This window comes from Micromonospora sp. NPDC049523 (assembly GCF_040676775.1).
In the GTDB taxonomy this organism is placed as follows: domain Bacteria; phylum Actinomycetota; class Actinomycetes; order Mycobacteriales; family Micromonosporaceae; genus Micromonospora_G.
This window is the reverse complement of sequence record NZ_JBFAPP010000003.1, coordinates 285,630-297,245: the sequence shown is the minus strand read 5'-3', so window position 1 is coordinate 297,245 and position 11,616 is coordinate 285,630. Positions and strand designations below refer to the sequence as shown.

Here is an 11,616-nt window from a genome sequence, read left to right as displayed (position 1 = left end):
ACTCAACCCGACCGTGCGAGTCGGTCCGTGGCGCGGCTCAGCCGGCGCTGGCCGTACGCCACCTGGTGGCCGGGCGGTGCTGGCGGGACGCGTCACGGACCGGGGCGCTGCCGCCCGTGCCGCCGCCGCCCGGCGGCAGCAGGTGCGATGCCTGGTTCGCCCGCTCGGCCGCGGCGAACGCCTCGTCGCGCAGGCTCTGGGCGGCTACCGCCGCAGCCTCCGCCGTACGCCACGCGGCGTGCTCGCGTTCGGCGGCGCTCCGCTGGGCGGCGAGCCGGCTCTCGCGTACGGCGCGGCGCAGCACGACCTCCTGCTCGACCGGGTGCCGGCGGGGGTCCCACCCGTTGCGGTGCGCCAGCGCGTTGCTCAGTTCGAGCACTGACAGTTCCTGCCGGCCACAGGCGCTCAGCGCGGCCCGGTGCAGGTAACGCTCCCGGTCGGCGTACTCCGACGGGGTGCGTGGCGTACGCGGAACCGGCAGGTACGTGGTCGCGGCCACCCGGCGGGCGTCGGCATCGGCAGCCTCGTACGCCTGCCACGCCGCCTCGGCGTCGTCCTGCGCGGCCAGCCACTCCTCCCGGCGACGGCGTGCCGTCTCGGCCGCCCGACCCGCGGCAACGGCCACCTCGTCGGCGTAGCGGACTAGTTCCTCCGCCTCGGCGGTGAGCCGGGCTCGACCGGCAACCGCCGCCCGCATGGGCACGACGCCGTTCGGGCCGCCGCCGTCGGTGAACTCGGGTCGGGGCCGGCGGGCGATCAGGATCGCCATGGCGACCAGTGCCACCACGATCAGGCCGGACCAGATCACCGCGGCCCGGGGAATGTCGAGCAGGAAAAAGTACATGAGATTGTCCATAACCAGCACACCTCGCCGATAAACGATCGCGTTCGGGGTTTCCATCGGGGCCGCGCGATCCTGCTCCGGCGTCGTACCCGATCGGCCCGTCGAGGACCTGGGGATACGCGTCGTGGATCGCGGAAGAACTCGCCGGCCGTCACGGCCGGCCGGGGATCACCCGAGGGGCGGAGCCCGCGGTCCGGCGGGCAGGCCGGGACCGGCGCCGGCCGGGACGATCGAACGCGCGGGGCGGTGCGGCACGGTCCGCCGGTCCGGCTGACCAGGCGTGACGGTGACCCGGTCGGCGGCCGGGGCGCGGTCGGCGGCGACGTCGGAGTCGACCCGCTCGCCGGCCCGTACGGCTTTCTCGGTGACACCGGTGGCCGGCGTCACCGACCGGGTGGCGTCCGCTGGCGGGGTGCCGGCCTGTGGTTCCGTGGCGGTTGCCGCAGCGGTGACGGCCGCGTGCGCCGGGACACCGGACCGGTGTGCGGACGGCGGAGCGGCGTCGGCGGCAGCGGCGCTCAGGCCGAGCACGAGCGCCATCAGGATCAGGCCGGTCAGCAACCGCAGTGACCGGCGTGCCACCCACCACAAGGGGCGGGAAAGCGGCACGGCGGTCACGCCGGTGAGCTTACCGTCCCCACGTCCGGTTTGGGTCGATCATGAGCACGATCACCCGGCGACGCCGCGACGGCGACCCGGCGAGACCCTCACGGCGGCGGTCCCGAGCACGGCCGCGTACGCGACTCCGGCGACGAGCAGCGCCACGGTGACGGCGTCGGCGTTCGTGCCGGTGCCCAGCGGGGACGCGACGCTGCCGAACGGCGGGCTGACCAGCGCGGCGACGGCGGCCAGCCGCTCGTCCCAGAGCACCACCAGCACGGCGGTCACCCCGCCGGCCAGCACCCAGGCCAGCAGCGCCGGGACGACCCTCGCCGGGTCGAGCAGCAAACCCGCGGCGGCACCGGCCACCGCCCAGAGCGGGAACGACAGCAGCCCGACCAGCAGCACCTGCCAGAACCCCGGATCCCGGAGCAGGTCCGGGTCGAAGTCCAGCCCGGCCGCGCGTACGTCCACAATGGACATCGCCAGCTCGGTACGGAGTGCGGCGGCCGGTGCCACCACGGCCAGGTTCAGCAGTCCCAGTGCCGTACCCGCCAACCCGGCGGTGGCCATGATGGACAACGGTCGCGCCGGAGCCGCAGTGCGTACGCAGTGGCGGCCGAGGGCCGCGCCGACGGCGAGCGCGATGAGTTGGCCGCACACGAAACCCGAGGTGTAGCGGAGCAGGGCGGTGGTGTAGAGCCGTTCGAACTGCTCGGCGTCGCCCTGCGGGTCGTAGTTGACGACGAATTCGTAGCCGTTCTCGTACACCGGCATCAGGAGTAGGGCCAGCACGGCCACCGCACCCGGAGCCCAGAGCGCCGCCCGCAGGCGGGTCAGCGTACGCAACTGGGCACGGACCGTGGTCGCCATGACAATCCATCATCCCCGCGAGCCGTCCCGCGCGCTGTCGGCTTCGCGCCCCAGTCCCGCGACGGGCCGCGACCCAGCCGCACCGGACGGGGGGACGGGTCGGTCGACGTACGGGCGCCCGCCGCGAGGGGGTACGGCGGGCGCCCTGCCCGGCACAGCCGGAGCGACCGTATGGTCAGCCCCGGTCGCGGTCGCGTACCAGCGGCTCCGCCGCTCGGGGGGTCGGGGTCAGCGGCTCCGCCCCGTACAGCTCATCCACCAGTTCGGTCTCCCGGGTGACCAGGTCGTCGGCGGGTCCGGCGGCGGTCGCCTTGGGGGCGAACAGGGAGGCGGCGGCCCCGACCAACGCCATCGCGATGGCGAGCCAGAACACGATGCCGAGCCCGTGGTGGAACGGCCCGGCGATCAGGTGCGGGAAGAACTCCCGACCGATGAGCGTGTCCGCGTTCGCGGTCGGCAGCGCATCCAGCACGTCCGGCCCGAGCAGTTGCTGGATCGGGTTGTAGCCGAGGAACGCGGCGAAGAGCGTACCGACCGGTGGGAGTTGCGCGACGGTGTGCGCGGCCGCGGCCGGTACGCCCTGCGCGGTCAGTCCGGAGTCGAGGGTCTGCGGCAGCGAGCCGGCCAACCCGGCCACCATCAGCGAGAAGAAGACCCCGATGGAGAGCACCATGCCGGAGTTCTGGAAGGTCGCCCGCATACCGGAGGCGGCGCCGCGCAGCCGGGCCGGCACGCTCGACATGACCAGGGCGGTGTTCGGGGCGGCGAACAGGCCACCGCCGAGCCCGTTGAGGAAGACCAGCAGCGCGAACACCCAGTAGTCGAAGTCGCTCGGGATGAGCAGCAGACCGCCGAAGGACACGGCCATCACCACCAGTCCACCGGCGGCGAAGAGTCGGGCGCCGTACCGGTCGGAGAGCGCTCCGGCGAGCGGACCGGCGGCGAGGAAGCCGATGGTGAGCGGGAGCAGGTAGATGCCGGCCCAGAGCGGGGTCTGCTCGTAGTTGTAACCGTGCAGCGGCAGCCAGATGCCCTGCAACCAGATGATGAGCATGAACTGGAGTCCGCCGCGGGCGATCGAGCCGAGCAGGCTGGCGGCGTTGCCGCTGGCGAAGGCGGCGATCCGGAACAGTCCGAGCGGGAACATCGGCTCGGCCACCCGGGACTCGATCACGCAGAACAGCGCGAGTACGGCGACCCCGCCGATCAGCCCCGCCAACACCCACGGGTTGGTCCAGCCCATGGTGTGCCCGCCGTAGGGCTGGATGCCGTACGTGATGCCGGCGAGCAGCGCGGTCAGCCCGACGGCGAAGGTCAGGTTGCCCCACCAGTCGAGCCGCGCCTTGACCCGTACGCCGGTGTCGTGCAGGGAGCGGTAGGCCCAGATCGTGCCGAGCAGGCCGATCGGCACGTTGACCCAGAACACCGACCGCCAGTTCCACTCAGCCAGTAGGCCGCCGAGGACGAGTCCGATGAACGAGCCGGCGATGCCCGCGACGATGTTGATGCCCAGCGCGGTGCCGCGTTGCCGGGCCGGGAACACGTCGGTGACGATCGCCGCCGCATTTGCCATCAGCATCGAGCCGCCGACGGCCTGGAGCACCCGCCAGCCGATCAGCCAGAGTGCGCCGCCGCCACCGTCGAACGGGTCCAGAGACAGGACGATCGAGGTGACGGTGAAGATGGCGAAGCCGGCGTTGTAGATGCGGACCCGGCCGTACATGTCGCCGAGGCGGCCGAGGGTCACCACCAGGACCGCGGTGACCAGCATGTAACCCATCAGCATCCAGAGCAGGTAACTGACGTTGCCCGGCTCCAGCGGGTTGAGGTGGACCCCGTTGAAGATCGCCGGCAGCGAGATCAGCACGATCGAGGAGTTGATCGTGGCGAGCAGCATGCCCAGGGTGGTGTTGGACAGGGCGACCCACTTGTAGCGCGGGTTGTCGGCGCCGCCGCCGGTCAGGCCGCGTCCGCCGGTACCCGTGCCGGCGGTGCCGGCTTGCCCGTTCGAATCCGTCACGTCAGTTGTTCCTCGTTCGGAGTGGGTTCCGCACGGGCGGCGAGCCGGTCGAGTACCTGTAGCGAGGTGACCACCGCCGCCCGTTCTTCGGGGCCGAGGTCGGCGAGGAGTTGGGCGAGCTTCTCCGCGCGGATTGCCCGGCGATGCCGTACCAGGTCCCGCCCGGCCTCGGTGATGTCGACGACCACCACCCGGCGGTCGGCCGGGTCGCTGCCGCGTTCGGCCAGCCCGTCGCGTTGCAGCCGGGAGACGAGTTGGGTCATGCCGGGCTGGGTGACCCCCTCGGCGACGGCCAGATCGGAGAGGCGGTGCGCGCCGAACTCGTCCAGCCGGTAGAGCGTGGAGGCCGCGGTCAGGCTGAGCCCGTCGGGTGTGGTGAGCCGCCGGAGCAGCCGGATCACCCGGTCGAAGCTGTTCACCGTACGGAGCAGGTCGGCTTCGCCGTCGGAGGATCCGTTCACCACGGCTCAGTTATATATCATGTGCTTATAAAAGCTACTTATGATTCAACCCACAGGGCTTTGCCGTACCGGCCGGGCGATCGACGCGGATGCTCTGACCTGCGGATTTCGGATACGCCGGACATCGAAGAATCATGAGAAGCTATCGTATTAATACGTGAAGGCGTGGATTCCTCATAAGTCCGGCATATCCCTGCTGGGTGAGCTGCCGTCCGGCGTCACCGTCGAGGTGGCGGACGACCCGTTCCGGCTGCCCTCGGAGCCGACCGGCGTCGAGTTCTGGATGCCGACGTTCATCGGTCAGCCGCCCATGGTGCGACTCGCCCCGGACCTGCCCGACCTGCGGGTGGTGCAGCTTCCCAGCGCGGGCGCGGACGCCTGGATCAGAGCCCTTCCGCCGAGGGTCACGCTCTGCGACGCGCGCAGCGTGCACGACTCCTCGACCGCCGAGTGGGTGGTCGGCGCGATCCTGGCCCAGTTGCGCCGGTTCCCCGAGTTCGTCCGGGCCCAGGAACGCCACCACTGGGCGCACGAGCAGGTCACCCCCACCGACGAGCTGTACGGCAAACGCGTACTGATCATCGGCGCCGGCTCGATCGGCACGGCGGTCGCGGCCCGGCTCGCGCCGTTCGGCGTGACCCTGACCCTGGCCGCCCGCACCGCCCGCCCGGACGAGGGCGTGTACGGCGTCGCCGACCTGCCGGAACTGCTGCCCTCGGCCGACGTGGTGGTCCTGCTGGTGCCGCTGACCGAACAGACCCGGGGACTGATCGACGCGCGTTTCCTGGCCGCCATGCCCGACGGAGCCCTGCTGGTCAACGCCTCCCGTGGCCAGGTCGCCGACCCGGTGGCCCTGTACGCCGAACTCTCCACCGGCCGGATCGGGGCGGCACTGGACGTCACCGAACCGGAGCCGCTGCCATCGGACGACCCGCTCTGGCAACTGCCGAACGTACTGATCACACCGCACGTCGGCGCGATGGTGCACGGCCTGATGACCCGCACCTACCGCCTTGCCGGCGCTCAGCTACGCCGGTACGTGGCCGGAGAGCCACTGGTCAACGAGGTCGTGAACGGCTACTGACCACCCGTACCGCGGGAACGGTGACGGTGGAAGACACGGAGCGGCGGCCGCCCGATCATGGGACGGCCGCCGATCCGTACCGGGTCAGCGCGAGGGGCGCAGGAACTCCGGCGGGGTGTGGCGGACGAAGGCGGGGGGCATCGGCCGGTCCGCGAAGGTCGCCAGGTCCAGGACGAACTGGTACGGCTCGGCGTACCCGCCAGCGGTGCGGTTCAGCCGGTGCGGGTCGAGATCGGCCCACCGTCCGGTGTCGACCCGGTGCAGCAGCGACCGCAGTGACACGATCTCCTCTGCCGCGCTGAACGCGCAATGCCCGCCCCGGTTGACGTAGAGCTGGCGTAGTCGGCCCGGGTCACCGTTGCGGCGTACCTGGTCGGCGTACCAGCGCTCCTGGTCGGTGACGGCGCCGCCGTCGCGGATGTTGTGCAGGCTCAGCACCGGCACCGGCGTACGCCCGACCGGAACGCCGTAGCGGTAGAGGTAGCCGACCGCGGCCGGGTCGGCGGCGATCCGGGGTGCCGTGGCAAGCCGGTCCAGGTCGGCGCGCAGGTCGAGCCCGGCCGCCCGGTACGCGGCGCGCACCTGGTCGTGCTGGGCCGAGCGGGCCAGTTGCCGGGTGTAGTCGACGCCGACGTTCCAGGACGGGTTGCCGCCGGCCCGCGCCTCCAGGTCCGCCCGCCCGGTCGGCCCCATGCCGAGCGAGTACGCCCACTCCAGCCAGGATGCCTGGGCCAGGATCCGTTCGGTCGGGTCGGTCGGCTCGGGCAGGTGCGCGGAGTACCAGCCGGGTACGTTGCCGAACGAGGCGGCGAGCGCGATCCGCGCCTGTCCCTGCGGGGTGCCGACGGCCCGTTGCACCGCCTGTTGGAGCGCGGCCGCGCTGGCGGTCGGGTCGTCGGCGCGTACCAGGTCGATGTCCTCGCCGGGGGCGAGCAGCGTCCTGATCGCGAACGTGAGGTCGAGTGCCATGTTCCAGGTGCCGAGCGGGTCGTACTCGCCGCACATGGTGCTCACCCCGGCGAACCGGCGCGGGTGCCGCTCGGCCAGCAGCACGGCGACCGCCGCGCCGAGCGACTGTCCGGTGGAGACGGTCTGCCGGGGCCGTCCGACGTGGGCGTCGAACCAGTCCAGCAGCGCGATCTGGTCGTGCAGGGCCGGTTCGACGGCGTAACCGACAGTGCCGGTGAAGCTGGACGCGGCGAGGGCGTAACCGTGGTCGAGCAGCCACTGCTCGGTTTCCGGTCGGTTCGCCAGCTCGATCCGCTCCGGCTGCCAGCCCGGCGGGTAGTAGCCGTGGCTGAACAGGACCAGCGTGCCGTTCCAGCCCTGTGGCACCTCGACCCGGTAGCCGGCGCCGTCGATGGTCCCGGTGTAACTGCGCCGCTCGGTGCCGGTGCCGTTCCATCGCCCGGCGTCCGAAGCGGCGGGTTCGGCGGCGGTGGCCGGTGTGGCCACCAGGGTTCCGGTGAGCAGTGTGAGCAGGGCTGTGTGGAGCAGCCCTCGGCGCCAGAACGATCTCATCGTCGTACTCCCCCTGTGTCGGCGGTCGATGCCGCGTACGGTCCCGATGCTCACTCCAAGTTAGGTGACCAGAAGGTCACATGTCAATGCCGAAGGGGGTACGGCAGCACAGTGGAGCGAACGGCCGGCTAACCGGCGAGTACGCGGGAGCCCTCCAGTACGGACATCATCGACTGGTTGGCCTCCCAGCCGTCCGGGAACTTCACCGGGACGTTGAGGTGCACCGGTTCGGTGGACGGGTGCGCGTCGAGCAGGTCGGCGATGCCGGCGCGGGCCACCACCACACAGGCGTGCCGGTGCCGGGAGGTGAGCACGCAGAGCCGCCCGGACTCCAGGTGGAACGCGGTCGCGTCACGGCGGCCGGAGAGCGGGTGCAGCACCACGGTCAGGTCGTACTCCCGGCCCTGGAGCCGATTCGCGGTGTCGACGGTGATCTCCGCGCCGGCCGGGCCGAGCATCGACCGGATCACCGCCACCTGGTCGCGGTGGGCGGCACCGATCGCAATCCGGGAGGCGTCGACCGGTGCACCCGACCCGGTCCGCTCGGAGATCGCCACCGCACCCCGTTCCAGCACCCGGCGGGCCAGCGCGGCGCAGGCCGCGGCCGCTTCGGTGTCCGTACGCGGGGTGTGCCGGGCGGGTAGCTGGTAGAGCCCCCAGCCGGTGGCGGCGGCCAGTTCCACCGCCTCGTCCATCCGGTCACCGGGCCCCGGCCGGGTCAGCGACAGCGAGCGGTCCCGCGCCGAGGTGCCGGCCCGGAAACCGGTGAACGGGTAGAACGCGGCGGCCACCACCGGCGCCGCCGAGGCCGGCAACCGCCAGGAGACCGGCAGCCGGTGCACCGGCAGGTCCGGGTTGTGGCGCAGCAGGACCGCCACCGCGCTCTGCATCGGGTCCCAGGTCAGGCCGGTCCAGCGGACGGTGTCCACGGTGGAGAACGGGTCGAGCTGACCGGGGTCGCCGACGAACAGCGCCTGCTCGAACCGGGCGGCGACGCGGAGCAGGGCGTCGGAGCGCATCTGGTACGCCTCGTCCACGATCGCCCACGGCCACGAGCCCTCGCTGATCATGGCCCACTTGGCTGCCGTACCGATGATGACGGCCGGACCACCGAGGTCGGCGACCTTCGCCGCGACCCGGACCAGGTCGTGCCGGGCGACCCGGTCGGAGGCTACGTAGTCGGTGGCGGAGAGCCGGCCGATCGGCAGTTCGGGCGCGGCCACCGCCAGCCGGTCGACCAGGTCGTCCACCTGCTCGTTCGTCTGGGCGATCACGATCAGCGGCTCACCCGCGGCGGCCAGTTCGACCGCGGCCCGCACCACCAGGGTCGACTTGCCGGCACCGGGGGGCGAGTCGACCACCACGCCCCGGTGCGCGCCGCCGCGCAGGTCGGCCAGGACCGCGTCGACCACCCGTCCCGCCTCGACCGCCGGAGGCAGCGCCAATTCCGTGACCATGCGCCGCTGCACCCCTTCCGGCCGACGACTCCCGGCACCCTATCGGCCCGATCGCAGCCCTCCGTAGTCGCCAGGCCGAGCCGATCTCATCTCACACAGAGTGACTGTCAGATCACCGTCAGATGTGAGTGGCGTTGCCGGCGGACCACTACCGTCCGAGAAACCCGAGGTCAGATGGGCTTTGTCGGATCTGAGGAGTGGACCCATGTGGACCGTACGCAATCGTGGCCGGCGCCTGATCGTCACCGGCGGTGTTCTCGTTGCCAGTCTGGTGGCCGTCGTCGGCGCCCACCCGCTCGCCGCCTCGGCGGCCAGGACGAATCAGCCGTTCTACGGTGACCTCACCGGTGACGGTTACGTCGACATGATCTCGCTGGGCTCCTCCGGGGGAAGCTGCACGGCGAGTGTGTTCCCCGGTGACCGGGTCGGCCGGTTCGGCCCACCGACCGTGCATCCGTACCCGATCCCGGAGGACCCTGACTCGGCCTGTCCGGACGTCGGCACCGTGCTCGACATCGGCGGGGACGGGACCCCGGAGGTGATCGTGGGCTGGTGCTGTGGCCCGACGGTCGACTACGGCCTGCTGATCCTGCGGAACTTCCAGCCGGTCGGCACGCTGCCCGGCCTATGGGAGACCGACGAGATCGGAGTCGCCCAGTTCGGTGGCGACAAGCTGCCCGACCTCTACCTGAGCACCTACTTCGGCGGCTTCACCAGCTATCTCAACACCACCGGCGGAACCCTGACCCCCGGCCCGATCAACCACACCTGCGGTGACCCGCGCTATCTGCTGGCCGACTTCAACCGCAACGGACGACAGGACGTGGTGATCAATTGTGTCGACATCCCGAACGACGGCAACGTGGACGTGTTGCTCGACGACGGCAGGAAGGTACTACTGCGCGCCGGGCAGGACCACGAGAGCTACCTCCTGAAGGTGCTCGACCTCAACGACGACGGTCGGCCCGACGTACGGACCACCTCCGAGGTCAGCGGTACGACGATCGACTACCTCGGTCGCGGTGACGGCACCTTCGCCACCACCCCGATCGCCAACGACGACCTCGCGTACGCGTACCGGGCCACCCCCAAGGTGATCAAGGTACGGGTCAACGACCTGGCCAGCAGCAGCGCCAAGCTCACCGTCACCCAGCTACCGAAGTACGGCTACCTGACCAATGTCGACTCCCGCTACGAGATCCAGTACGTGCGTACCGCCGGGCACCAACTCGCCGACACGTTCGTCTACCGGCTGACCGAGGCCGGTCTGAGCGACACCGCCACCGTCACCGTCAAGATGAAGGACTGACCGCATCCTGTCTGGTGCGCGGTCAGGGCAGCGGGTGCCGGCTGAAGAACTCCCACATCAGCTTGCTCGCGTCGGCCGGCCAGGCGTGTCCCATCCGGGCCACCGCGTAGACGACGTGTTCCGTACCGCCGGGACAGGTGGTGGTGTAGACGTGGGTCGGCCCACCCTCCATCGTGATGCTCCTGACCTGCTCGTTTCCGCAGCCGAGGGCCTTGTCCCAGCCGGTGTTGGTCACCGGCCAGGCCTGGCTGAGCCGGTCGTCGCCGCCCTGGAAGGTGAGCAGCGACAGCGGCCGGGACGGCGCCGAGGTGACCGGGTTCGAGCCGCTGACCGGGGCGGCCGAGGCGATCCGGTCGGCCAGCCGCTCGGCCACGTCGTAGGCGAGGGTGGCGCCACGGGAGAAACCGGTGGCGTACACCCGCTTGGTGTCGACACCCCAGACGGGGGTCAGGTGGTCGAGCAGCGCGCCCACCGCCGTGGCGTCCGGAAACTCCTTCGGGTACGCGACCAGGAAGCCGTTGTCGTCCGCGACCTCGTTCAGCCCGGTCCGCCCCGGCAGGGTCTCCACCGTCTCGCTGCCGTGGAAGGCCAGGACCAGCGGATATGCCTTCCCGGATGCGTAGCCGGGCGGTGCGTGCAGCAGGAACTCCAGCTTCGCGCCCTCGGCCGTCAGGAAGGCCAGGGTGTGGTCGCCGGGAGCGGGTTTCTCCGGTGGCAGGGTGATCTCGGCGCTGGATTTCGGGGTCACCGTCTCCTCGGTGGTGGCCGAGCAGCCGGTCGCGGTGCCGGTGACGGCGGCAAGGGTGAGTATGATCATCCAGGCACGCTTCATATGTCAGAACTTACATAGTCACGAGCAGGACCACAATGTACGCGTGTCCACTCTCGGCTTCGCCCTGCTCTCCCTGCTGACCCGCGGCCCCGCCACGGGATACCAGCTCAGCCAGCGGATGAAGGTGCCGATCGGCCACTTCTGGGTGGCCAACCACAGCCAGATCTATCCCGAACTCGCCCGACTGACGGAGGCCGGCCAGGTCGAGGTACGCGAGGACGCCGGTCCCGGCCCCCGGGCGAAGAAGACGTACACGCTCACCGCCGCCGGCCGGGAGGCGCTGGCCGACTGGCTGCCGCAGCCACCGACCGTCGCCCCGCGCAGCGAGGTGGCCCTCAAGGCGTACGCGGTGAACAGTGCCGATCCACTCCGGATGGCGGCGATGTACCAGGGCCTGGCCGAAGAGGCCGCCGCCACGCTGACCGCGTTCGAACAGGAACTCGCCTGGATGCGCGACGAGGGCTACGACGACGTGTCACACCCGAAGTTCGGCAACTACGCGGTCCTGCGCCTCGGCGTCGAGTCCCAGCGGGTCATGCACGAATGGACCTCGTGGCTGGCCGGTCGGCTGTAATAGGACGGTTACGCAGGCGCGCAAACCTCGATATGGTGACG

11 protein-coding genes are annotated in these 11,616 nt (G+C 71.1%); 3 read left to right on the top strand and 8 right to left on the bottom strand.

The window, feature by feature from the left end; genetic code table 11:
• Positions 1-37 precede the first annotated feature (37 nt).
• From AB0J90_RS05965 to AB0J90_RS05945, 5 genes are all read right to left on the bottom strand, one after another.
• Positions 38-856, bottom strand: a complete 819-nt coding sequence (locus AB0J90_RS05965; RefSeq protein WP_363592633.1) for a hypothetical protein — start codon at positions 854-856, stop codon at positions 38-40.
• 156 nt (positions 857-1,012) lie between these two features.
• Complete coding sequence (locus AB0J90_RS05960) at positions 1,013-1,462, bottom strand: hypothetical protein (protein WP_363592631.1); 450 nt, start codon at positions 1,460-1,462, stop codon at positions 1,013-1,015.
• Positions 1,463-1,513: 51 nt separating this feature from the next.
• Positions 1,514-2,317 carry a hypothetical protein gene (locus tag AB0J90_RS05955; RefSeq protein WP_363592629.1) on the bottom strand — a complete coding sequence of 268 codons (804 nt, stop codon included), beginning with the start codon at positions 2,315-2,317 and terminating at the stop codon, positions 1,514-1,516.
• A gap of 175 nt (positions 2,318-2,492) precedes the next feature.
• Positions 2,493-4,337 (bottom strand): MFS transporter, encoded by a 1,845-nt coding sequence (locus tag AB0J90_RS05950; protein ID WP_363592627.1) that lies wholly within the window; start codon positions 4,335-4,337, stop codon positions 2,493-2,495.
• On the bottom strand, positions 4,334-4,801 hold the full coding sequence (locus AB0J90_RS05945) for a MarR family transcriptional regulator (RefSeq protein ID WP_363592625.1): 468 nt from the start codon (positions 4,799-4,801) through the stop codon (positions 4,334-4,336). The genes AB0J90_RS05950 and AB0J90_RS05945 overlap by 4 nt, the downstream gene beginning before the upstream one ends.
• A 154-nt stretch (positions 4,802-4,955) precedes the next feature.
• On the opposite strand from AB0J90_RS05945, the gene AB0J90_RS05940 reads away from it, so the two are divergent.
• Positions 4,956-5,882 (top strand): 2-hydroxyacid dehydrogenase, encoded by a 927-nt coding sequence (locus AB0J90_RS05940; protein WP_363592623.1) that lies wholly within the window; start codon positions 4,956-4,958, stop codon positions 5,880-5,882.
• Positions 5,883-5,966: 84 nt separating this feature from the next.
• Here the strand turns inward: AB0J90_RS05940 and AB0J90_RS05935 are convergent, their stop codons facing one another.
• Together AB0J90_RS05935 and AB0J90_RS05930 are read right to left on the bottom strand one after the other, a co-directional pair.
• Positions 5,967-7,403 carry an alpha/beta hydrolase-fold protein gene (locus AB0J90_RS05935; protein ID WP_363592621.1) on the bottom strand — a complete coding sequence of 479 codons (1,437 nt, stop codon included), beginning with the start codon at positions 7,401-7,403 and terminating at the stop codon, positions 5,967-5,969.
• A gap of 128 nt (positions 7,404-7,531) precedes the next feature.
• A complete protein-coding gene (locus tag AB0J90_RS05930; RefSeq protein ID WP_363592619.1) occupies positions 7,532-8,860 on the bottom strand; it encodes an AAA family ATPase in 1,329 nt (442 codons plus the stop codon).
• 205 nt (positions 8,861-9,065) lie between these two features.
• Here AB0J90_RS05930 and AB0J90_RS05925 point away from each other — a divergent pair, with 205 nt between their 5' ends.
• The gene (locus tag AB0J90_RS05925) at positions 9,066-10,169 is read left to right on the top strand and encodes a hypothetical protein (protein ID WP_363592617.1); all 1,104 of its coding nucleotides are present in this window, start codon (positions 9,066-9,068) and stop codon (positions 10,167-10,169) included.
• Between the two features lie 22 nt (positions 10,170-10,191).
• On the opposite strand, the gene AB0J90_RS05920 is transcribed toward AB0J90_RS05925, so the two are convergent.
• A complete protein-coding gene (locus tag AB0J90_RS05920) occupies positions 10,192-10,986 on the bottom strand; it encodes a hypothetical protein (RefSeq protein WP_363592615.1) in 795 nt (264 codons plus the stop codon).
• Positions 10,987-11,044: 58 nt separating this feature from the next.
• Here AB0J90_RS05920 and AB0J90_RS05915 point away from each other — a divergent pair, with 58 nt between their 5' ends.
• The gene (locus AB0J90_RS05915) at positions 11,045-11,575 is read left to right on the top strand and encodes a PadR family transcriptional regulator (protein WP_363592613.1); all 531 of its coding nucleotides are present in this window, start codon (positions 11,045-11,047) and stop codon (positions 11,573-11,575) included.
• Positions 11,576-11,616 lie beyond the last annotated feature (41 nt).